This window comes from Bradyrhizobium sp. CIAT3101 (assembly GCF_029714945.1).
GTDB lineage: Bacteria > Pseudomonadota > Alphaproteobacteria > Rhizobiales > Xanthobacteraceae > Bradyrhizobium.
The window spans coordinates 2,215,430-2,237,863 of record NZ_CP121634.1 but is presented as its reverse complement, the minus strand read 5'-3'; the positions used below and the strand labels follow the sequence as shown (position 1 = coordinate 2,237,863).

General features: G+C 65.3%; 19 protein-coding genes. 6 read left to right on the top strand and 13 right to left on the bottom strand.

What is annotated here, in order from left to right; translation table 11 throughout:
* Nucleotides 1-17: 17 nt before the first annotated feature.
* Nucleotides 18-1,331: a cation:dicarboxylase symporter family transporter gene (locus tag QA645_RS10460; RefSeq protein WP_283050009.1), complete on the bottom strand. Its 1,314-nt coding sequence runs from the start codon at nucleotides 1,329-1,331 to the stop codon at nucleotides 18-20.
* Nucleotides 1,332-1,466: 135 nt separating this feature from the next.
* Here QA645_RS10460 and QA645_RS10455 point away from each other — a divergent pair, with 135 nt between their 5' ends.
* Both QA645_RS10455 and QA645_RS10450 read left to right on the top strand, forming a co-directional pair.
* Entirely contained in the window at nucleotides 1,467-2,435 is a 969-nt protein-coding gene (locus QA645_RS10455) for a LysR family transcriptional regulator (protein ID WP_283050008.1), read from the top strand.
* Between the two features lie 46 nt (nucleotides 2,436-2,481).
* Nucleotides 2,482-3,381, top strand: coding sequence for a LysR substrate-binding domain-containing protein (locus QA645_RS10450; protein WP_254133609.1), 900 nt, complete (start codon nucleotides 2,482-2,484; stop codon nucleotides 3,379-3,381).
* 79 nt (nucleotides 3,382-3,460) lie between these two features.
* Here QA645_RS10450 and QA645_RS10445 read toward each other — a convergent pair whose 3' ends face one another.
* The 8 genes from QA645_RS10445 to QA645_RS10410 all read right to left on the bottom strand — a co-directional run bounded on the left by QA645_RS10445 (nucleotide 3,461) and on the right by QA645_RS10410 (nucleotide 12,993).
* Nucleotides 3,461-4,924: an amidase gene (locus QA645_RS10445; protein WP_283050007.1), complete on the bottom strand. Its 1,464-nt coding sequence runs from the start codon at nucleotides 4,922-4,924 to the stop codon at nucleotides 3,461-3,463.
* Between the two features lie 16 nt (nucleotides 4,925-4,940).
* Nucleotides 4,941-5,738, bottom strand: coding sequence for a xanthine dehydrogenase family protein subunit M (locus QA645_RS10440; protein WP_283050006.1), 798 nt, complete (start codon nucleotides 5,736-5,738; stop codon nucleotides 4,941-4,943).
* An 11-nt stretch (nucleotides 5,739-5,749) separates the two neighbouring features.
* Nucleotides 5,750-8,137 carry a xanthine dehydrogenase family protein molybdopterin-binding subunit gene (locus tag QA645_RS10435; RefSeq protein WP_283050005.1) on the bottom strand — a complete coding sequence of 796 codons (2,388 nt, stop codon included), beginning with the start codon at nucleotides 8,135-8,137 and terminating at the stop codon, nucleotides 5,750-5,752.
* Nucleotides 8,138-8,139: 2 nt separating this feature from the next.
* Entirely contained in the window at nucleotides 8,140-8,631 is a 492-nt protein-coding gene (locus QA645_RS10430; RefSeq protein ID WP_283050004.1) for a (2Fe-2S)-binding protein, read from the bottom strand.
* A 19-nt stretch (nucleotides 8,632-8,650) separates the two neighbouring features.
* A complete protein-coding gene (locus tag QA645_RS10425) occupies nucleotides 8,651-9,757 on the bottom strand; it encodes an ABC transporter ATP-binding protein (protein ID WP_283050003.1) in 1,107 nt (368 codons plus the stop codon).
* 2 nt (nucleotides 9,758-9,759) lie between these two features.
* Complete coding sequence (locus QA645_RS10420) at nucleotides 9,760-10,680, bottom strand: ABC transporter permease (RefSeq protein WP_283050002.1); 921 nt, start codon at nucleotides 10,678-10,680, stop codon at nucleotides 9,760-9,762.
* A complete protein-coding gene (locus tag QA645_RS10415) occupies nucleotides 10,677-11,561 on the bottom strand; it encodes an ABC transporter permease (protein WP_254133616.1) in 885 nt (294 codons plus the stop codon). The genes QA645_RS10420 and QA645_RS10415 overlap by 4 nt, the downstream gene beginning before the upstream one ends.
* Before the next feature lie 82 nt (nucleotides 11,562-11,643).
* Complete coding sequence (locus QA645_RS10410) at nucleotides 11,644-12,993, bottom strand: extracellular solute-binding protein (RefSeq protein ID WP_283050001.1); 1,350 nt, start codon at nucleotides 12,991-12,993, stop codon at nucleotides 11,644-11,646.
* 259 nt (nucleotides 12,994-13,252) lie between these two features.
* Between QA645_RS10410 and QA645_RS10405 the strand changes: the two genes are divergently transcribed.
* Nucleotides 13,253-14,725 (top strand): hypothetical protein, encoded by a 1,473-nt coding sequence (locus QA645_RS10405; RefSeq protein WP_283050000.1) that lies wholly within the window; start codon nucleotides 13,253-13,255, stop codon nucleotides 14,723-14,725.
* A gap of 18 nt (nucleotides 14,726-14,743) precedes the next feature.
* Here the strand turns inward: QA645_RS10405 and QA645_RS10400 are convergent, their stop codons facing one another.
* Nucleotides 14,744-16,045, bottom strand: coding sequence for an MFS transporter (locus QA645_RS10400; protein WP_283049999.1), 1,302 nt, complete (start codon nucleotides 16,043-16,045; stop codon nucleotides 14,744-14,746).
* 205 nt (nucleotides 16,046-16,250) lie between these two features.
* Between QA645_RS10400 and QA645_RS10395 the strand changes: the two genes are divergently transcribed.
* Genes QA645_RS10395 through QA645_RS10385 form a run of 3 tightly spaced genes read left to right on the top strand, consistent with a single transcriptional unit; the run spans nucleotide 16,251 to nucleotide 20,020 of the window.
* The gene (locus tag QA645_RS10395) at nucleotides 16,251-17,465 is read left to right on the top strand and encodes an ABC transporter substrate-binding protein (protein ID WP_254195087.1); all 1,215 of its coding nucleotides are present in this window, start codon (nucleotides 16,251-16,253) and stop codon (nucleotides 17,463-17,465) included.
* A gap of 7 nt (nucleotides 17,466-17,472) precedes the next feature.
* On the top strand, nucleotides 17,473-19,206 hold the full coding sequence (locus QA645_RS10390; protein ID WP_283049997.1) for an FAD-dependent oxidoreductase: 1,734 nt from the start codon (nucleotides 17,473-17,475) through the stop codon (nucleotides 19,204-19,206).
* A 19-nt stretch (nucleotides 19,207-19,225) separates the two neighbouring features.
* Entirely contained in the window at nucleotides 19,226-20,020 is a 795-nt protein-coding gene (locus QA645_RS10385; RefSeq protein WP_254133622.1) for an IclR family transcriptional regulator, read from the top strand.
* 162 nt (nucleotides 20,021-20,182) lie between these two features.
* Here the strand turns inward: QA645_RS10385 and QA645_RS10380 are convergent, their stop codons facing one another.
* The 3 genes from QA645_RS10380 to QA645_RS10370 are packed head-to-tail and all read right to left on the bottom strand — an operon-like array spanning nucleotide 20,183 to nucleotide 22,146.
* Nucleotides 20,183-20,962 carry an SDR family oxidoreductase gene (locus QA645_RS10380; RefSeq protein ID WP_283049994.1) on the bottom strand — a complete coding sequence of 260 codons (780 nt, stop codon included), beginning with the start codon at nucleotides 20,960-20,962 and terminating at the stop codon, nucleotides 20,183-20,185.
* Nucleotides 20,963-21,019: 57 nt separating this feature from the next.
* Nucleotides 21,020-21,610, bottom strand: coding sequence for a thiamine pyrophosphate-dependent enzyme (locus QA645_RS10375; RefSeq protein WP_283049992.1), 591 nt, complete (start codon nucleotides 21,608-21,610; stop codon nucleotides 21,020-21,022).
* Nucleotides 21,611-21,615: 5 nt separating this feature from the next.
* Nucleotides 21,616-22,146 (bottom strand): thiamine pyrophosphate-binding protein, encoded by a 531-nt coding sequence (locus tag QA645_RS10370; protein WP_283049990.1) that lies wholly within the window; start codon nucleotides 22,144-22,146, stop codon nucleotides 21,616-21,618.
* Nucleotides 22,147-22,434 lie beyond the last annotated feature (288 nt).

Here is a 22,434-nt window from a genome sequence, read left to right as displayed (position 1 = left end):
ATTGAAGCCTTGGATCCTTACTTCGCTTGCTGGATTTGCGCGGCGGACTGAACCCAGTCCTCGCGATTGAATTCGCCGTCCCATTTCGCGACCACGATCGCGGCGACTGCGTTGCCGATGGTGTTGGTGATGGCACGCGCCAGCGACATGAAACGGTCGATGCCGAGCAGCAACGCCAGCCCTTCCGCCGGGAGCCCTGCGGCGACGACGGTTGCAGCGAGTGCTGCGAACGCACCGCCGGTGACGCCGGCCGCCCCCTTGCTGGTGAACAGCATCACCACGAACAGGCTCAGCTGCTGCGCGGCCGACAGCTCGACACCGTAGACCTGGGCGACGAAGATGGTGGAGAGCGGCAGCGTCAGCGCAACGCCGTCGAGATTGAAGGAATAGCCGGAGGGAATGACGAGGCCAGCGACCGCGCGGCCGACACCGGCCTTCGGCAGCTTTTCCATCATGCCGGGAATAGCGGTCTCCGACGACGAGGTGCCGAGCACCACCAGCAGTTCGGTCCGCAGCAGGCGCAGGAGATCCATCAGGCGAACGCCGACGAGGCGGCAGATGGTGCCGAGGATGACGAAGATGAAGAATGCCATCATCGCCCAGGCGGTGCCGACCAGAAGTGCCAGCGCATAGAGCGTCGCGGCGCCGAATTTTGCCACGGTGAACGCCATGGCCCCGAACGCACCGATGGGCGCCAGCGCCACCACGACATGAACCACGCTGAACACGAGCTCGGTCACGCGCTCGAGGCCCGTCCGCAGCGGGCCGGCTTTCTCGCCGAGCAGCAACAGGCCGATACCGCAGAGCAGCGCCAGCACCAGCACCTGAAGCACGTCGCCGGCGGCAAAGGCGCCGACGAAGCTTTCCGGCACCATGTGCTGGATATAGGCCGACAGCGATCCGACATGGGCCTGCTGATAGCGCGCGACCGTCTCGGCCTGCTGCGCGGTGGCGTGCGCGACGCCCGCGCCGGGCTGTACCCAGCGCACCACGACGAAGCTGATCAGGAGACAGATCGTCGTCACCACCTCGAAATAGGCGAAGGCCTTGAGGCCGATGCGCCCGACCGCTTTCATGTCGCCGACCTGTGCGATCCCGGTGACCACGACCAGGAAGATCAGCGGCGCGATGGTCATCTTGATCAGCGAGATGAAGACATCGCCGAGCGGCTTGAGCTCCACCGCAAAGTTCGGAAACAGAGCACCGAGCAGCGCGCCGAGCGCGGCGCCGGCAACCACGAGGACATATTGCTCGCGCCAGAGCGGCTTGCGGCGGCGTTCGGACGTGGAGCTCGCCATGGGTTCAGACAGCGGCGTCGCGGCAATCTGCAATGTACTTTCCTCCAACGGCATCGGCGCCATGCGTTGACGGCGCTTCGTTCTTGTCTTTCGATGGCGTTTACATTGGACCAGCGGCGTGTCAGGCGCTAATGCCGTATCGGTATGATTTGAGGACGAAACGGCATCATGGACCTGGTCTGGCTGGAGGATTTCCTTGCCATCGCCGAGGAGGGCGGCTTCTCCCGCGCCGCCGAGCGACGGCACGTGACCCAGCCGGCGCTGAGCCGCCGCATCAAGTCGCTCGAGGACTGGCTGGGGACACAGCTGTTCGAACGCTCGACCCACACCATCACGCTCACAGCCGCCGGCGAGAGCTTTCGCCCGGTCGCCGAGGACGTGCTGCGCCGGGTGCTGGTCGGCCGCGAGGAGGCGCTCGAAGTGGCCCGGCTGAAAGCCGAGACCATCACCTTCGTCGCCACGCATTCGCTGTCGCAGACCTTCTTCCCGGAATGGATCCGTAACTCCGATGGCGCGCGCGCGGGCTCGGCCGTGCAGCTCGTCGCCTCGAATTTCGCCGGATGCGAAAAACTGCTGCTGGACGCGCAGGCGCACTTCATGCTGGCGCACTACCATCCGTCGCTGGTGAGCCGGCTCGACATGGACCGCTTCCAGCGCATCGATCTCGCCACCGACGTGCTGATCCCGATCAGCGCGCCGGCGGCAAAGCCGGGCCGCGGTGGCAGCCGTAGCAAGAAGGCACTGCCGCGCTACCCCCTGCCCGGCGCATCCGGCGCGCCGCTGCCCTATCTCGCCTATCACCCGGGCTCGGGCGTGGGGCGGCTTGTCACGTCGTTCCTGGCGGCAAAGGATCCGTCGGCCTGGCTCGTTCCCGGCTTCTCCGCGCCGGTCATGCTGCTGATCGACATGGCGCGCGAGGGGCGCGGCGTGACATGGGCGCCGATGAGCCTCGTCCGCGCCGATCTCGACCATGGCCGCCTGCTGCGGGCCGGCGGGGGCGAATGGGACATTCCGATCAATGTCTCGCTGTTCCGCACCCGCGCCCGCATGACGCGGGCGGCCGAGAATTTCTGGAATTCGGTCCGCAAGGGCCGGCCGGGCGTGAAATCCGCCGCATCTGCGTCTCGGGCCAAGTGAGGCCTAGCATGGAACTTGCATAAATTCTGGGCGACATGGACGCCGCATGAACCTCATCAGTCTCGACATCCGCATGCTCAGGTCGCTGATCTCGGTGGTCGAGACCGGCAGCATCACCGAGACCGCGCGACGGCTGGGCCGCACCCAGCCGGCGATCACGCTGCAGCTGCAGCGGCTGGAGGAGCTGACCGGCAAGCAGCTGTTCGAGCATGGCGGCCGCAGGCTGACGCTGACCGACGACGGCACCACCGTCCTCACCTACGCCAAATCCATCCTGAGGCTGCATGACGAGCTGATCTCGCAGCTGGCGTCGCAGGAGATCGAGGGCCAGGTCGTGCTCGGCACGCCCGACCTCTACGCGGCATTCATGCTGCCGCAGATCCTCAGCGTGTTCCGGAAATCGTTTCCGCGCGTGCAGGTCGAGCTCAACTGCGCGCTGTCGACGCCGCTGGTCGGCCTCGTCAAGCGCGGCGATGTCGACATCGCGCTCGTCACCCGCATGAACGATTTCACCGGCGGCCAGGTGGTGCGGCGCGAGCAGCTGGTGTGGATGACCGGCGAGCAATCCGCCGCGCATCAGGAACGCCCGATCCCGCTTGCGCTGCTGCCGCCGGGCAACATCTATCGCGACTACGCCATCGATACGCTGGAGCGCGCCAATCTGCGCTGGCGCATCGCCTGCGTCAGCGAAAGCGTCGGCGGACTGCAGGCCGCGGCCTTCGCCGGCATGGCGGTCACCGTGCTCGGCCGTAGCGCGCTGGTGCCGGCGATGCGCGAGATCGGGCCGAACGAAGGCCTGCCGCCGCTGCCGAAGATCGAGTTGCTGCTCTACAAATCGAGCGGGGCCACCTCGAAGGCGGCGACCGCGCTGCACGACTATCTCGCGCATTATCTGCGCCTCGACGAAGAGCTCAGCGGCCGCGGTGCGCCGATCGAGCTGGGCTAGACCCAAACAACACGAAAACAACCCCATGCACAGTAGAACGGCCCTTGTTTGCAAAGGGGTTTTCGCGTTCCTCCTCCGGCTAGCGTAACGCCACCTGCGGCCAGAACTTGGCCCAGGGCTGCGCCGCTTCAAATGCCGCTGCGATGCGGAAGATGGTGGGCTCGTCGAGCCAGGGCGCGACGATCTGAAGACCGACCGGCATGCCGTCGCGATCGAAACCGCAAGGCAGCGTCGCCGCCGGAAGCCCGGCGAGATTGATCGGCCAGGTGAAGGGCGACCAGCCGAGATGCGGATCGATCTTCTTGCCATCGATCGTGTCGACGCCGATCCGGCCAGCCTCGAATGCGGTCACCGCGACCGTCGGCGTCACCAGCACATCGACGCGCTCGAACAGTTTGACGAAGGCATTGCGTGCCTGGCCGCGGCGGTAACTGGCTTCGATGTAGTCCGTGCCGGTATAGCGACGGCCGGCGCTGACGACATCGCGATAGTCCGCTTCGGAACTGGCGAGATCGGCAGTCGTCTTGGTCGCGACGGCGGCGGCCTGTTCGGTGAACGCGATCGGCTTCAGCGTGTGCTCCAGAATGCCGGGATCGAGACCCGGGCCATCCATAGTGACCTGCGCGCCGCAGGAATCCAGAATGGCGAGCGCCTTGCCAAAGGCAGCACAGACATCGGGGCTGACGGCGGCGTAACCGAGATCGGCACTGGCGCCGATGCGAATGCCATCGAGCCGCCCTGCATTCGCATCGAAGCGACGCGTGGACACCGGAAGGCTTGCGGCATCACGTAGATCGTAGCCGGCAATGATCTCCAGCGTCAGCGCGGCATCCGCGACCGTCCGCGTGATCGGCCCGGTATGCGCGAGCGAGGCCCAGGACGGCGGCGAGAATCCGGGCGAGCGGGGCACCAGGCCGAAGGTCGGCTTCAGCCCGAACACGCCGCAGAAGGACGACGGCACGCGGATCGAGCCGACGCCGTCGGTGCCGATCGCGATCGGACCGCAACCGGCGGCGACGCCCGCCGCCGCACCGCCACTCGATCCGCCGCTGGTGCGGCCGGGATTCCAGGGGTTTCGCGTCGTACCCGTGACGGGGCTGTCCGCCGTCAGCTTGTAGCCGGACTCGCAAGTCGTGGTCTTGCAGGTGACGATCGCGCCGGATGCTTTCAGCGCCGACACCACGGCGGCATCGACATCGGGCACAAAACTCTTGTTCATCGGCGAGCCGGCATAGGCCGGCACGCCCGCAACGAACACGAGATCCTTGATCGTGACGGGCACGCCGGCAAGCGGCCCCTTCGCTTCGCCCGACCGCATCTCCTTGGTGATACGGTCGGCCTCCGACCTCGCCTGCTCATACATCGGTGTCACCACCGCATTGCAGGCTTCATTTGCGGCTTCAAGCGCGGCAATGGTGTCGTCGACGACATCGCGCGGGGTGAACGCCTTGCGCCGGTAGCCGGCCATGATCTCGATTGCAGAAAGCGCGCCAAGGCCAGTCGGCGCCGGCGGGAAGGCCGCTCGGCCGGAACCATCAGTCATCATCAACCCTAAAGAGCTAGCTGAGCGCCGCGTCGACGGCGCGCTTGGCCATCACCGTGACGAGATGCGCACGGTAATCGGCTTCGGCATGGATATCGGAGGTGAGACCGTCGGTGTCGATCTTGATCGCCGCGATTGCGGACGGATCGAAATTCTCCGACAGCGCCACCTCCATCGGCGGCACGCGGAACACGCCCGGCCCCGCGCCGGTTACGGCGACGCGGACACCATCGGCGAATTTCGCGACGAACGCGCCGACCAGCGCATAACGCGACGCCGGCGCCTTGAATTTTGCGTAACCGGCCTTGAGCGGTACGGGAAAGCGGATCGCCGTGATGATCTCGCCGGTTTCAAGCGCGGTCTCGAACAGGCCGAGAAAGAACTTGTCGGCCGCGATCTCCCGCGTGCTGGTGACGATGGTGGCACCGAGACCGAGCACGCCGGCCGGATAATCCGCAGCCGGATCGTTGTTCGCCACCGAGCCGCCAATGGTGCCGCGGCTGCGCACGGCGGGGTCGCCGATCATCGACGCCAACGCCGCGAGCCCGGGGATCTTCGCCTGCACGAGCTTCGAGGCCGCCACCACGGCATGCGGCGTCATCGCACCGATGGTGATGGTGGCGCCGTCGTCGGTGATGCCTTTGAGGGATTCGAACTTCGACAGGTCGACCAACGCGGCGGGGCTCGCGAGCCGCTGCTTGATCGTCGGGATCAGCGTCATGCCGCCGGCGACGAGCTTGCTGTCCTCGATCGAGGTCAGGAGCTTGGCCGCGTCCGGGATCTGGTCGGGTTGATGATAGGCAAATGGTTTCATTGTTGTCCTCCCTATTCCGCGGCGACCGGCAGCGACGCGTTCTGCAGCAGGCGCCAGATCCGGTTCGGCGTCGCCGGCATGTCGACATGGGTGACGCCGAGATGCGACAATGCATCGACCACGGCGTTGATGACGGCGGCCGGCGAGCCGATGGTGCCGACCTCGCCGCACCCCTTCACGCCCATCGGGGTGTGCGTGCAAAGCGTGGAGTGGGTCGCGACCTTCATCATCGGCATGTGATCGGCACGCGGCATGCAATAGTCCATCAGCGAGCCTGACAGCAGCTGACCCGAGCCTTCGTCATAGACCGCGTTCTCGAACAGCGCCTGGCCGACGCCCTGCACGATGCCACCGTGCAACTGGCCCTCGACGATCATCGGATTGATGACCGTGCCGACGTCGTCGACCGCCGTGTAGTTGACCAGCGTCACCGTGCCCGTCTCCGGATCGACCTCGACCTCGGCGATGTGGCAGCCGCCGGGATAGGTGAAGTTGACGGGATCGTAATAGGCCTGCTCCTCCAGCCCCGGCTCCAGCACCTCGAGCGGGTAGTTGTGCGGCACGTAAGCCGCGCCCGCGATCTCCTCGAACGACTTGATGCGGTCCGTGCCCGCGACCGAGAAGTTTCCGGCCTCGAACTGGATATCGACTTCGGCGGCCTCGAGCAGATGCGCCGCGATCTTCTTGCCCTTGGCGATCACCTTGTCGGTCGCCTTGGACAGCGCAGCACCACCCACCACCAGCGAGCGGGAGCCATAGGTGCCCATGCCGAACTGCACGCGGTCGGTATCGCCGAACACGATGTCGACATTCTCGAAGGCGACGCCGAGCTTGTCGGAGACGATCTGCGCGAACGTCGTCTCGTGGCCCTGGCCGTGATTGTGGGTACCGATCATGACCGTGACCTGACCGGTCGGATGCACGCGCACCGTGGCACTCTCGTAGAGGCCGCCGCGGGCGCCAAGCCGGCCGGCGAAGCGCGACGGCGCGAGACCACAGGCCTCGACATAGGTCGAGTAGCCGAGCCCGCGGAATTTGCCCTTGCTGGCGGAGGCCGCCTTGCGGATGCCAAAACCCTTCACATCGGCGGCAACCAGCGCGCCGTCGAGGCAGCCCATCGGATCGCCGGAATCGTACTGCACCAGCACCGGGGTCTGGTACGGGTAGGCCTCCTTCGGGATCATGTTGCGGCGGCGGATCTCGACGCGGTCGATACCCATCTCGCTCGCGGCGACATCGACGATGCGCTCCAGCACGAAGGTCGCCTCGGGCCGGCCCGCGCCGCGATAGGCATCGACCGGCACCGTGTTGGTGAAGACCACCTTCACATTGCAGTAGATCGCGGGCGTGGTGTAGACGCCGCCAAGCAAGGGACCATAGAGATTGGTCGGAATGTTCGGCCCGAAGGTCGAGAGATAGCCGCCCATGTTGGCGAGCGTGTTGACGCGGAACGCCAGGAACTTTCCGTGTTCATCGAGCGCAAGCTCGGCTTCGGTGACGTGGTCGCGGCCATGGCGATCGGAGACGTAACCTTCCGAGCGGCTCGCGACCCATTTGATCGGCCGCTTCACCCACTTGGCGGCCCAGGTGATCACGGCCTCCTCGCCATAGTGGAACTGCTTGACGCCGAAGCCGCCGCCGACATCGGGCGCAACCACGCGCAGCTTGTGCTGCGGGATGTTCAGCACCAGCGCGCCCATCAGGAAGCGCACGACGTGCGGAAACTGGCTGGTGGTCCACAGCGTGAAGCGGTCGGTGCCCGGCTCGTATTCGGCGATCGCCGCGCGCGGCTCCATCGGATTGCCGATCAGGCGATTGTTCACCAGGCTGAGTTTGGCGACATGCGCGGCCTTGCGAAAAGCGGACTCCACGGCCGCCTTGTCGCCGAGCTCCCAATCGCAGCAGATGTTGTTCGGGACGTCGTCGAACAATTGCGGCGCATTCGGCCGCACCGCTTCGAGCACGCCCACGACAGAGGGCAGCACGTCGTAATCGACATTCAAGAGCTCTGCCGCGGCATTGGCCTGCTCCGGCGTCTCCGCGACGACGAAGGCCACCATGTCGCCGACGAAACGCACCTTGCCTTGCGCCAGCATCGGGAACGGCGGTTCCTTCATCGGCACGCCTTTGGCGTCCGAAATGCCCCAGCCACAGGGCAGACCGCCGAGGCCGTCGGCCTTGACGTCGTCGCCGGTCAGGACGGCGATGACACCGGGCGAGGCCAGCGCCGCGCTCTTGTCGATGCCACGCAGCACCGCGTGCCCGTGCGGCGAACGCACGAACACGCCGGCTGACATGCCGGGGCGCTTGATGTCAGAGACGTAATTGCCGCGGCCGGTGAGGAAGCGTTGATCCTCTTTTCGCTTCGGTGCGGCGCCGATGCCGATCACATTGCCCATGGTCACTCTCCCTTGGCGGCGTTCATGGCGGCGGCGCCGGCCATCACGGAAACCACGATGTTCTGGTAGCCGGTGCAGCGACAGATATTGCCTTCGAGGCCGTGACGGACCTCGGCCTCGGTCAGGTCCGGCTTACCGGTGGCGAGCGCGACCGCGGTCATCAGCATGCCCGGCGTGCAGAAGCCGCATTGCAGACCGTGATGCTCGCGAAACGCCTCCTGCATCGGATGCAACTGGTTCGAGCCCGGCGCACCTTGCAGACCCTCGATGGTGAGCAGCGTCGCGCCGTCGAGCGCGGGCGCCAGCAGTGTGCAGCTCTTCACCGGCAACCCGTCGAGATGCACGACGCAGGCGCCGCACTGGCTGGTGTCGCAGCCGATATGAGTGCCCGTGAGATTGAGCTGCTCGCGCAAGAGCTCGGCGACGAGCGTCGCGGGTTCGACATCCACGGTGGTGGGCCGGCCGTTGAGTGTGAAGGATATCTGCAAGGTCATACTCCTGCGCGACGGGGCTTTAGGCGAGTGGAAGCGCGCTGCCGGTGGCCCATGTGGCCATGACGACATCGCCGACGGTGAAGGGATCTGCGAAGAAGGTCTTTTCCGGCACATAGGCGACGAACTCGTCGTCCGGCACGGTGTCGAGCATGACCTTGACGAAGTAGCCCTGGTACTCGATCGCGAGCACGCGGCTCGGCAGCGACGTGGTGTAGCCGGGCGGCAGGTCCCTGCCCGGCCTGACCAGCGCGACGTCGTCGCGGCGCACGGCGATATCGACCTTGTCGCCCACGCTGACGGTCGGGCGCGCCTGCAGCGGCACTTCGATGCCGGAGGGTGCGGCCTGTGCGAGCGTAAAGCTCGCACCGTTGACCTTTTCGACGCGGCCGGACAGCACGTTCTGGCCGCCCATGAACTCGGCGACATAGCGGTCGTGCGGATGGGCGTAGACGTCGCGCGCAGCGCCCGCCTGCTTGATCTTGCCCTGCTCCATCACCACCACGAGATCCGCGAGCGCGATCGCCTCGAGCTGGGTGTGGGTGACATGGATGAAGGTGATGCCAAGCTCCTGCTGCATCCGCCGCAGCTCCTGCCGCATCTGGACACGGAGCTGCTCGTCAAGCGCCGACAACGGCTCGTCGAGCAGCAGCACGCGCGGTTCCGTGATCGCGGCCCGCGCCAGCGCCACGCGCTGCTGCTGGCCACCGGAGAGCTGCGCCGGAAGGCGGTCGGTGAACTGTGTCAGCCGGACCTTCTCGATCATGGCGTCGGCTGCCCGGAGACGATCGGCTTTGGACTGACCTCGCACGCGCAGCGCAAAGGCGATGTTCTCGCGGACCGTCAGATGGGGAAACAGTGCGTAGGACTGGAACATCATCGCCGTGCGGCGCTGCACGGGCGCAAGCCCCACCACATTCTGGCCGCCGATCACGATCTCGCCCGCGGTCGGGTCTTCATGGCCGGCGATCATGCGCAGGATCGTGGTCTTGCCGCAGCCGGACGGGCCGATGAAGCAGCAATAGGCGCCGTCGTCGATCTTGAGATTGACGCCGTCGACCACGTTGGTGACGCCGTCAAAGCTCTTGCAGACGCCTGCCAGTTCGATATCGCCGCGATCGCTCTTCATTCTCAACCCTTGGCCTGGCTGCCGCGCTTCTTCTGGATCAGCACGATGGTGCCGAGGCTTGCGCCGATGACGATGAAGGAGACGATGGTGGTCACGGTGCCGAGCGCATAAAGCGAGGGCGAGGTGACGTTCAGCGTCATGCTCCAGATTTCCAGCGGCAGCGTGTTCAGCGAGCCCGCGGTCTGCAGGCTGCGCGCGAATTCGTCGTAAGAGAGCGTGAACCCGAACAGCGCGACCGCGACGAGGCCGGGTGCGAGCACCGGGATCATCACCAGCCAGATCGACTGCCAGCGGCTGGCGCCGAGATCGTAGGCCGCCTCCTCCCAGACGTGGTTGAAGCGCGACATCACCGCGAACATCACGAGCACGCCGAACGGCAGCGTCCAGGACAGCTGCGCGCCGAGTGCGGAGGTATACCAGCTCGCATCCAGCCCCAGCGCCTGGAACAGAAGCCCCGTGCCGAGGCCGAGCACGAGGCCGGGTGCGACCAGGCTGCCGATCATCATGTAGAAGACGAATGTGTCGCCGCGGAAGCGCTTGCGGAAGCCGAGTCCGGCGAGGAACGACACCACGACGGTGATGATCGTGACGATCATCGCCAGCTTGATCGAGCGGTCGAACGAGCCCTTGACGTCGCCGGTCCGCGCCTGGGTGAAGAGATCGACGAACCAGTGCAGCGAATGCCCCTTCATCGGGAACACGAGGCCGCCTCTGATATCCTGGAACGACAGGATGTAGATGCAGAACATCGGGCCATAGAGGGCGATGACGTAAGCGGCGAACAGCGCCGCCAGCACATAGAACGTCCAGGGCCGGCCGCCTTTGCTCGGCGCGATCGCCTTGGTCGTCGCCGGCGCGACAGACTCGGACGCGCCGGTCTTGGACGCGCCTGTTTTGGGCATGTCGGCGAGAACCGCGCTCATCGCGTGATCTCCTGCCTGATATCGACGGTGCGCAGGATCAGCGAGACGATCGCGACCAGCGCCAGCGTCAGCAGCACGGCACTCGCCGCCGCCGTCGGATATTGCAGCACGCCGACGTCTTCATAAAACGCGCTGACCACCGAGGCCGAGCCGCCGCCGGACATCACCTTGACCACGAAGAAGTCGCCCATCACGATCGAAACCACGAAGATGGTGCCGAGCGCGATGCCGCTCTTGGACATCGGCACCACGATCAGGCGCATGATGTCGAAACGGCTGGCGCCGGCGTCGATCGCGGCCTCGATCAGCTTCTTGTCGATCCGCGCCATGGAATTAAAGATCGGCACGATCATGAAGATCGTGAGCTGGTGAACATAGGCGATGACGACGGCGAGGTCGGAGAACAGCAGCACTTCCAGCGGCTGGTGGATCACGCCCATCGCGAGCAGCGCCTGATTGATCAGGCCTTCCTTGCCCAGCAGCGGGATCCAGGAAATCATCCGGATGATGTTCGAGGTCCAGAACGGCACCGTGCACAGCAGGAACAAGCCGATCGCCAGCAACTGGTTGCGGACATGAAACACCAGGAAATAGGCGACGAAGAAGCCGATGATCAGCGTGAAGATCCAGGTCAGCACGGTGAACTTGATGGTCGCCAGATACAGCTTCAGCGTCAGCGCCGAGTGCAGCACCTCGACATAGCTTGCCAGCGTGAAACCCGGCGTCAGCCCGCCAAAGCCGTCGGCGGCGAAGAAGCTCGCGGCCAGCACGACCAGGATCGGCGCCACGAAGAACGGCACGAGCACCAGGACCAGCGGCGACACATAAAGCCAGCCGGCGAGATTGGAGCGCGAAGGACTTGAGCTTGGACTGGGCTGCATATCAGCAATTGCCTCGAACTCGGTCTTGTCGCACCGGCGCGTGACGGCGCCGGTGCTTCGCTTGGGTCAGGGAAAGCAGGTTTCAGGCCACCTTGAAGTCGTTCCAGCGCTTGTTCATGTAGGCCGCCTCGTCCATCAGCGTGTTCCAGCACGAGATGTTCTTGACGCGGTCGAGGAACGAGCCGCCGTCACGCTTGGTGCCGACCTTCTCCATCGGCACGCCATAGGGATCATTGATGACTTCAGGCGCCGGCTTGCCGTCGTACCAGAAGTCCCATTCGGCAGCGGTCAGGAACTTCTTCGCCGTCGACGGCACCGGGCTGTAATAGCCGTAGCGGCCGACGAAGCCGCCCTGCCAACCCGACAGATACCAGTTGAGATATTCGTAGGCGGCGTCGAGCTTCTTGCCGGAGAGGTGCTTCATCAGGCCCATGCCGTTGCACCAGCCGCGATAGCCTTCCTTGCCGTTCTTGACGTTGACCGGCGCGTAGACGCAGGGGATTTCCTTGACACGCACGGCCGCCACCGCCGGCGACCACATCGACTGGATCACCACTTCGCCCGCCGCCATCAGCTGCACCGACTGGTCGAAGGTGGTCCAGGTCGCGCGGAACTGGCCCTGCTTCTTCAGGTCGATCAGCTTGTTGCAGGTGAAGTCGATCTCCTCCTTGGTCATGTTGCCCTTGTTGCCGTACTTGATCAGCCCGGCGCTTTCGAAGCAGAGCGCGGCATCCATGATGCCGATCGCGGGCACGTCGAGGATCGCGGCCTTGCCCTTGAACTTCGGATCGATCAGGTCCTTCCACTCGGTCACTTCGTGACCGACGAGATCGGGGCGATAGCCGATCGAGTCGGCATTGTAGACCTGCGGCAGGAAGGTTGCCCATTCGGTGACGCCATCGTGCAGATCGGTCGAGTCCGGCTTGGAGATGTACATGGCCTCGTAAGGCGAAATGCCCTGACGCGGGATCTTGTGGCCGTCGATCTCGCCCTTGGTGAAGATCGGCAGGATGTTGTCGAACTCCTTGATCTTCTTGACCTCGATGCCCTGGATCACGCTGCGCTTGGCGGCGAGCTTGGCCTGCCAGCCCTCGAGGTCGGCGATATCGACCGTATTAGGCTGGCTTATGAAGCGGTTGATGGCGGCGGAGGTGTCGAGGTTCTGCATCGTCACCTTGAAGCCGAGGTCCTTGGCGGCCTGGTCGCCGATCGCCTTCACGACGGAATAGGAGACGCCGACATGGCGCAGCTCGATGTCCTTGATCTCCTGCGCCCAGATGGTCGGGAATCCGCGGATCGCATCCGACCCCGCGGCCGCACCCGCAACAGCGGCCGCACCCTTCAACAGCGTGCGCCGGCTCAGCTTTTTCGTCGATCCCGCTTCCATTCCCGCCGGATTGGAGGTGGACGTTCCCTTCGTCTCATCAGACATGGCAACCCTCGTTGGTTACGATGAACGCTCGCACCGATCGCCATTGATCGGCTGCTTTCCGTGATCAGTTGCGCGTGAGGCTATGGCTGAGGTTTCGCGAAGTAAAATTGGAAGTAAAAATTCGGCGTATAAGAGCGGCTAATGGTTCGGGTCGCTGCATTTGCTTTTGGCAGCGCGCATAAGAAGGCGTCAGGCCGTGCATACAAGCGCACGTAGACAACGGCGCGGGCCCCTTTGCGCGGCAACAGCGGCGACGATTGTGCTGCTCATTGCCGCAACCTCGGGCGTCGCACTTGCCGACGAAACATCCGTTGCGGCGGCGACGTTGAAAGCGATCGGAAAGATCGACCCGCGCTTTCAGTCCTACAATATCGAGATGGTGGAGGTGACGGGCGGACGGTTCTGGAAGCCGTATCCGCGCGCGGGCCGCAGCTTCGATCAGCGCGATCGCTACAGCTTCAGGCCTCCGATCGATCTGTCCAACGCGCGCCTGCGCAAGCTCGCAGCCGCTCTGTCGCCGGCCTATGTGCGGGTCAGCGGAACCTGGGCCAACGCGACGTTCTTTGCCGACACGGAGAGCGCACCGTCGGAACCGCCTGCCGGTTTCGACTCCGTGCTCACCCACGCGCAGTGGCGCGGCATCGTCGATTTCGCGCGCGCTGTCGATGCGGAGATCGTCACCTCCCTGGCCGTCAGTCCCGGTAGCCGCAACGGCAATGGTACCTGGCGACCGGATCAGGCCCAACGCCTGCTCGATTTCACGCGCTCGCTCGGCGGCCGCCTCAGCGCCATCGAGTTCATGAATGAGCCGACGCTCGCGGCCGGCGCTCCGCCCGGGTACGACGCGACCGCCTACGGCCGTGACATCAAGATTTTTCGCGAATGGATTCGGCACAGTGCGCCGGAGACGCTGATCGCAGGGCCCGGCTCTGTCGGCGATACCGCCTCCCCATCCGGCTCAGGCATCACCACGCGCGATCTGCTCGCCGCGTCCGGCCCCGGCGTCGACCGCTTCTCCTATCATCACTACAACACGATCTCGCCGCGCTGTGGGGGCCGCGATGACCCGGCGCAGGCGGTTTCGGAACAATGGCTCGCGCGCACCGATACGACGCTGGCGATCTATCGCGACTTGCGCGACAGGTTCGAGCCGGGCAAGCCGATCTGGCTGACCGAGACAGCGGATGCGGCTTGTGGCGGCAATCGCTGGGACAAGACATTCCTCGACACGTTTCGTTATCTCGACCAGCTCGGGCGGCTGGCCAAAGCCGGCGTCCAGGTCGTGATGCACAACACGCTGGCCGCGAGCGACTACGGCCTGCTGGATGAGACGACATTCCGTCCCCGACCGAACTACTGGGCTGCGCTGCTCTGGCATCGGCTGATGGGATCGACGGTGCTCGAGACAGGTCTCGCGGTCGTCCCGGGTCTTCACGTCTACGCGCATTGCCATCCGAAGCTGAACGGCGCGGTCACGCTGCTCGCAATCAACATTTCGCGCGATGCTTCGCGCTCGCTCGCCCTGCCGCTTCCGTCCGAGCGTTACACGCTCAGCTCCGCCCGGCTGCAGAGTGCCGGCGTGCAATTGAACGGCAACCCGCTCGCGCTTGCGGCGGGCGATCGAATACCTGACATCGCGAGCCTTCCGACAGCGGCCGGCACGATCCGTCTCGCCCCGGCCACGATCACATTCCTGGTGATCCCCGGCGCGGCCAATCCCGCCTGCCTCTGACTGCCTGCCTCTGACCGCCTATGATTTCAGCGTGTCGCGCGCGGTCTCCGGCGCCATCAGCGTCGCAACAATCGTGATGATCGACAGCGCGATGATGTAGAGCGATACCGGCCAGTACGTGCCGGCCCAGGCGAGCAGCGCGGTTGCGATCAGCGGCGAGAAGCCGCCGCTCAGCGCGGCTGCGACATTTGCGCCGAGCGAGGCGCCGCTGTAGCGCACCTGGGTGCGGAACAGTTCCGGCATGAACGCCGCTTTGGGTCCGAACAGCAGCGCATGCGTCAGCGTCATCGTGACCACGAGCGCGAGCGTGATCTGCACCGGGTCCCTGGTGTCGAGGAACCAGAACAGCGGAAACGCGAGCGCGACGGAGAACACGCCGCCGGCGAGATAGAGCGCCTTGCGGCCGAAGATATCGGACAGCCAGCCGGCGAGCGGCAGCGTCGCGAATTCGACGATCGCGGCATAGACCACCGCATTCAGGATCACCTGGCGCGGCAGGCCGAGCTTCGTCGTGGCATAGACCACGGTGAAGACGGTGAGGAGATAAGCGAGCCCGACTTCGGACACCGTGATGCCGATCGCCAGCAGGAAGCTGCGCCAGTCGCGCCGTATCACCTCCCACACCGGCTGCGCCAGCACCTCCTTGCGCTCGACCACCTCCTTGAAGTGCGGCGTCTCCGCGAGCTTGAGCCGCACGATGAAGCCTACGCCGACCAGCAGGATGCTGATCAGGAACGGCACGCGCCAGCCCCAGCTCAGGAAGTCGGCCTCGGGCAGTTGCGTCATCAGCCCGAAAATGCCGGTGGAGGCGGCAACGCCGACGGGAAAGCCGATCTGCACCAGGCTGCCATAAAAGCCGCGCCGATTGCCGGCATGCTCGGCCACCATGACGACCGCGCCGCTCCACTCGCCGCCGAGACCGATGCCCTGGACGAAGCGCAGGATGACGAGCAGGATCGGCGCCCAGACCCCGATCTGGCTGTAGGTCGGCAGGCATCCGATCAGGAAGGTGCCGAGCCCCATCGCGATCATGGTCGCGACCAGCATCCTCTTGCGGCCGAGCCGGTCGCCGTAATGTCCGATGATGGCGCCGCCGATCGGCCGCGCCACGAAGCCGACGGCGTAGGTCGAGAATGCCGCGAGCGTGCCGACGAACGGGTCAAAGCTCGGGAAGAACAGCTTGTTGAGCACGAGGGCGGCGGCCGTGCCGTAGATCAGGAAATCGTACCACTCGATCGCGGTGCCGAGCGCACTCGCCCACACCACATGCGCCGTGGTCGACCGCTCCGTGACGCCGGAGACCCCCGCTGCTGCCGTCATTGCCATGCGCCCCACGATTCCAGCGGACATCATGGCCAATCATGATGTCCGTTGCAACTTACGGGGGTGTTCCGGATTGCTTCGCTTTGCTCGCAAGGACGAGACGCACCAAAATTCGCCATTGACAAATTAATTTGCTAATATCTAATTCCTCGCCAGAACAACCGGCCGCGCCAAGGCGGCCCATAAAAGAGAGGGAACGACGATGAGAGGGCTTTTGGCCTGCACCATGCTCGCGGCCATGACGTCTGCCGCCATGACCACTATTGCGAGCGCGCAAGTCTCCGACGACGTGGTGCGGATCGGCGTGCTGACGGATCTCTCCAGCTGGGGCCGCGACAATTCCGGACCCGGATCGGTCGAGGCCGCCAAGATGGCGGTGGAGGAGTTCGGGCCGACCGTGCTCGGCAAGCCGATCGAGATCATCAGCGCCGACCACCAGATGAAGACCGACGTCGGCGTCAATATCGTGCGCGGCTGGTTCGACAACGGCAAGGTCGATGCGGTCGTCGACATTCCCAATTCCGGCATCGCGATCGCCGTGCACAACATGGTGCGCGAGCGCAACAAGATCGCGCTGCTGTCCGGCCCCGGCGCGAGCTCGCTCACCGACGAGCTGTGCAGCCCGAACACCGTGCACTTCACCTACGACACCTATGCGCTGTCGAAGGTGACCGCCTCCGCCGTGATCAAGGAAGGCGGCAAGTCCTGGTACTTCATCACCGCCGACTACGCCTTCGGCCAGCAGCTCGAGAAGGACGCCACGCGCTTCATCAACGAGATGGGCGGCAAGGTGCTTGGCGGCGTCAAACATCCGACCAACACGGCGGACTTCTCCTCCTTCGCGCTGCAGGCGCAGAGCTCCAAGGCCGACGTCGTCGCCTTCGCCAATGCCGGCCAGGACACCGACAACGCCATCAAGCAGTCCGGCGAGTTCGGCCTGGTCCAGGGCGGCCAGAAGCTGGTCGGCCTCCTGATGTTCGACACCGACGTGCACGCGATCGGGCTGAAGTCCGCGCAAGGCACCTACATGACGACGGCGTCGTACTGGAACATGGATGAGGCGACGCGGGCCTGGTCGAAAAAGTTCTTCGCCCGCACCAACGTGATGCCGACCATGATCCAGACCGGCGTCTATGGCTCGGTCCTGCACTATCTCAAGGGCATCAAGGCCGCCGGCACCGACGATCCGGCCAAGGTGATGGCCAAGATGCGCGAGCTGCCGATCGAGGACACCTTCGTCCATGGTGGCAAGTTGCGCGAAGACGGCCGCGTCATCCGCGACATGTATCTGGCGAAGGTGAAGTCGCCCGAGCAGTCCAAGGAGCCCTGGGACTATCTGGAGATCATCAAGACCGTGAAGGGCGAGGACGCCTATCGCCCGGTCTCCGAGTCCAAATGTCCGCTGCTGAAGAAGTGAGGCTCACATGACCGGCAACGAGCGCAACGCAAGCGAAACATACGAGTGCGATGTGCTCGTGGCCGGATCGGGTGCGTCCGGCATGTCGGCCGCGATCACCGCGCGCTATCGCGGCCTCGACGTGCTGATCGTCGAGAAGGAGCCGCGCTTCGGCGGCACCACCGCACGCTCCGGCGGCTGGCTCTGGATCCCCGGCACGTCGCTGGCGAAAGCCTACGGCATCGCGGAGACGCCGGAGCAAGCCCGCACATATCTGCGGCACGAGGCCGGCAACAATTTTGACGCCGCGCGCGTCGATGCATTCTTGAGCGCCGGCCCCGAAGCCGTCGATTTCTTCACCACCAAGACGGCGCTGCGCTTCGACATGCCGCTGGTGTTCCCGGACTACCATGCCGAAGCGCCCGGCGGCACGCAGGGCGGCCGCTCGATGGTGACGCGCCCGTTCGACGGCCGCGAGCTCGGCGATCAGATCAAGACGCTCGGCATGCCGCTGCCCGAGCTCACCGTGTTCGGCATGATGCTGGGCTCCGGCAAGGAGATCATCCATTTCATGCGCGTGACGAAGTCGCTGACCTCGGCGGTCTATGTCGCAAAGCGCCTGTCGCGGCACCTGATGGACGTGCTGCGCTACGGCCGCGGCATGACCTTGACCAATGGCAACGCGCTCGCCGGGCGTCTCGCCAAATCCGCGCAGGATCTGAAGATCCCGATGTGGCTGTCCTCGCCGGTCCGCGAGCTGACCGTCGAGAACGGCGCGGTGACGGGCGCGATCGTTTCGCGCGAGGGCCGCGAGGTCCGTGTCCGTGCGCGCGCGGGCGTCGTGCTCGCCTGCGGCGGCTTCCCGCATGATGTCGAGCGGCGGAAGAAGATGTTTCCCCACGCGCCGACCGGCCATGAGCACTTTTCGCCCGGCCCGACCGGCAACACCGGCGACGGCCTGCGTCTTGCGGAGAGCGCCGGCGGGCATGTCGAGGACCGCCTGCCGAATGCGGCGGCCTGGGTGCCGGTGTCGCTGACCACGCGCAAGGACGGCTCGAAGGGCGTGATGCCGCACTTCATCGACCGCGCCAAGCCCGGCGTGATCGCGGTGATGCGCGACGGCAAGCGCTTTGCCAATGAAGGCAATTCCTATCACGACTTCGTCCAGGCCATGATCAAGGCCGCAAAGCCCGGCGAAGAGATCGCGGCCTATCTCGTCTGCGACCACCCGACGCTGCGCAAATACGGCCTCGGCTGCGTGCCGCCGTTCCCGATGCCGCTCGGTCATCACCTCGCGACCGGCTACCTCATGCGCGGCGACACGCTTGAAGCGCTGGCGGCGAAGGCCGGCATCGATGCGAAAGCGTTCGCCGAGACCGTCAAGCAGTTCAATGCGACCGCTCCGCAGGGGCATGACGCCGCATTCGGCAAGGGCTCAAAGGCCTATAACCGCTACCAGGGCGATGCCATGCACGGCCCCAACCCCTGCATCGCGCCGATCGAGAACGGTCCGTACTACGCCATCAAGATGGTGGTCGGCGATCTCGGCACCTATGCCGGCATTGTCACCGACGAGAACGCGCGTGCGCTCGACGCCGAGGGCCGGGTGATTCCCGGGCTCTATGCCGCCGGCAACGACATGGCGAGCATCATGGGCGGCAATTATCCCGGCGCCGGCATCACGCTTGGGCCGGCGCTGACCTTCGGCTACATTGCCGGCCGTCATCTCGCCGACAGCGCCGCCAAGCGCGACGCGGCGTAAACCACACGCCAGGGGGCGCATGAAGAGAGAAAGCCGCGGCATCCAGTCGATCGAGGTCGGCGGAGAATTGCTCCGCGCCCTCGCCAGGAGCGGCGAGCCGATGATGCTGCGCGATCTCGCGCGCGAGGCCGGCATGACGCCGGCCAAGGCGCATCCTTATCTCGCCAGCTTTTCGCGCATCGGCCTGATCGAGCAGGACGAGACCACCGGCCGCTACGAGATCGGCGCGCTCGCGCTGGAGCTCGGCCTGATCAGCCTGCGCCGCCTCTCCGGCGTCCGCATCGCCCAGCCGAAGATCGCCGCACTGGCGAGCCAGATCGGGCACGCCGTCTCGCTCGCGGTCTGGGGCACGCACGGCCCGACCGTGGTCCAGCTCGAAGAACCCGGCCAGCCCGTCCACATCGTGATGCGCGCCGGATCGGTGATGGCACTGCTGGAAACCGCGACGGGCCGCGCCTTCGCAGCCTTCCTGCCGGAGAAGACCATCAACGCCGCGCTCGAAAGCGGCCTCGACCGTCACGGCGTCGGCTACAATCCCAAGCGCGCCGTGAAAGGCGCCAAGGTCACCGAGATGCTGACCGAGGTCCGCAAGCACGGCCTCGCCCGCGCGCTCGGCGATCCCCTGCCCGGCGTGAATGCGTTCTCGGCGCCGGTGTTCGACCATGCCGGCCATGTCGCGCTGGTCATCACCGCGATGGGGCCGGAAGGCACGTTCGATGCGCGCTGGGACAGCCCGATCGCGCATGCACTGCGCGATTGCGCGAGCCACATTTCGAAGCGGCTCGGCCATGGCATGACGATCGCGGCGGAGTGAGGTTTCCGAGTCGTCCTGGCGAAAGCCAGGACCCATTACCCCGGGGAGTAGTTGTCGTCTAAGCTAGTGACCACAAGTCTTCGTCAAACCACGTCTTGTGGTAATGGGTCCTGGCTTTCGCCAGGACGACACCGAAAATGTGGCAGCGGCTTCGCCCGCCCTCTACTTGTCCTTCACCGGCACCGTGTAGTTCAGGATCAGCCGGCCGCCATCGGGATAGATGGTCTGTCCGGTGATATAGGACGCGTCGTCGCTGGCGAGGAACGCCACGACGGAGGCGACCTCGCTCGGCTCGCCACCGCGCCCCGCAGGCGTCCGCGACATCACGGTCTTGCGGGCATCTTCGGAGGTGTAGATCGAGGACGCCACCATGTCGGTCAGGATCGTGCCGGGGCCGACCGCGACGACGCGGATGTTGTGCGGAGCGAGCGCGACGGCCGCGACCGACGTCAGCTGCTTCATGCCACCCTTGGACATCGCGTAGGTCGCAAGCGCGGGGATCGCCAGCAGCGCGTTGACCGAGGACATGTTGATGATGACACCACCGCCGCCCTGCGCGATCATCTGCTTGGCCGCGGCCTGGACGCCGAAGAACGCGCCCTTCAGATTGATGCCGATGATCTCGTCGAATTCGGCTTCGGAAATCTCCAGGATGTCGCGGTTGCGGGCGACACCGGCATTGTTGACCATGATGTCGAGCCGGCCGAATTCCTTCGCGGCGGTGGCGACGAGCTGGTCGACGTCGGCGCGCTTGGCGACATTGCCGACGACGGTGCGCAGAGCATCGGGCCGGCCGAGCTCGGCAGCCGTTGCCGCCAGGCCATCGGCATCGACGTCCGAGATGACGACCTTCACGCCGTCATCGAGGAACCGCTTTGCGCAGGCCTTGCCGATGCCACGTGCCGCGCCGGTGATGGCGGCGACCTTGCCGGATAGTTTCATGGGTCTCACTCCAGAATAGCTGCTTGGCCAGCGAGCTATCCCGGAGAGAATTCCGGTTCAAGCCGCCGCGAAGCCGAGATGAGCACGGAACCGGTTCTTGATAAAGACGGCATCGCGCGACGGCAGCGAACGCGGCGGATTTTCCGCCCTCACCTTGATGACAAAAAGCCGCGGACCATCGGCCGGCGCGGCGATTTGCGCAGCGAGGCCTTGCACCTCCTCGATCGTCCGCACCGTCGCAGTGGCAGCAAAGCCGCAGGCCGCGGCAATCGCGGTGAGATCGACACCGCGGCCGGTGTGGCTCGCCTGCATGCCGGTCTCGCCGAAATGCTGGTTGTCGATCACGACGATGTCGAGGTTGCGCGGACGGGCGACGCCGATGGTGGCGAGACCGCCGATGCCCATCAATTGCTCGCCGTCACCGGTCAACGCGAGGACGCGCTTGCCCGGCTGGGCCTGCGCCAATCCAAGCGCGATCAGCGCAGCGCCGCCCATGGCGCCCCAGAGATAGAAATTGGCGTCGTGGTCTCCGACGGAATGCAAATCGTAGGTGGGAGAGCCAAGGCCGGAGACGACCAGCGTGTCCTTGCGGTTCTTGAGAAGAGCCGCGACGGCGGCGCGGCGATCGAGCTCGGAGGGAACGGTCATCGATATCACCACTTCTTCTTGCCGATCAGGCGCTGCCCGATCAGGACTGCAATCTGCTGATCGGATTCGTAGGCGAGCGACGCCGCGGATTCGACGGTCTCGACCAGATCCTCCGCTGTCTCAGCCCGCATCACCTTCAGCCCGATGGCCTCCAGCGAGGGCTGCGTCGCCCGGCTCATCGGCACCTGCCAGGGATTGAACTCCGCCCATTCGCCGCGCATCGTCACCAGCATCAACAGCGGAAAGCGGCCGATCGCCGACAGCGACAGCATGTTGATGCAATTGCCGACCCCGCTCGATTGCATCAGCAGCACGCTGCGCTGGCCACCGAGCCAGGCGCCCGCGGCAATGGCGATGCCTTCCTCTTCCGTGGTCAGCACGTTGGTGGTGACGTCGCTGTCGGCCGAGAACATGCGGATGAGCTGGCTGTGACCGGCGTCGGGGACATACGACATCTGCCTGACGTCGGCGGCCTTCAGGACGCGATAAAGCTCGGACGGCCAGTCGGTTTCAGGATTGGGCTTGGGGCTATGCACCGCGTCTCTCCGTGAATTGCGAGCGGCACGCTAGCGGGGTTCGCGGGTGAAAGCGCTGACCGTCTGGCACGACCAGATATTGAAGGATTGTATAGCTGGGTTTTCGCGCAGTGCGGATGATTGCGCCCTCTCCCCTTGCGGGAGAGGGCATCACCGCAGGTCGACACAAACTCACTTGGGTGAGGGGTACGTCTCCACGCACTCACGCGCAGCTATGTGCGCCGAGAGATACCCCTCATCCGGCGCTTCGCGCCACCTTCTCCCGCATCCGCCTTCGCCAAGGCTTCG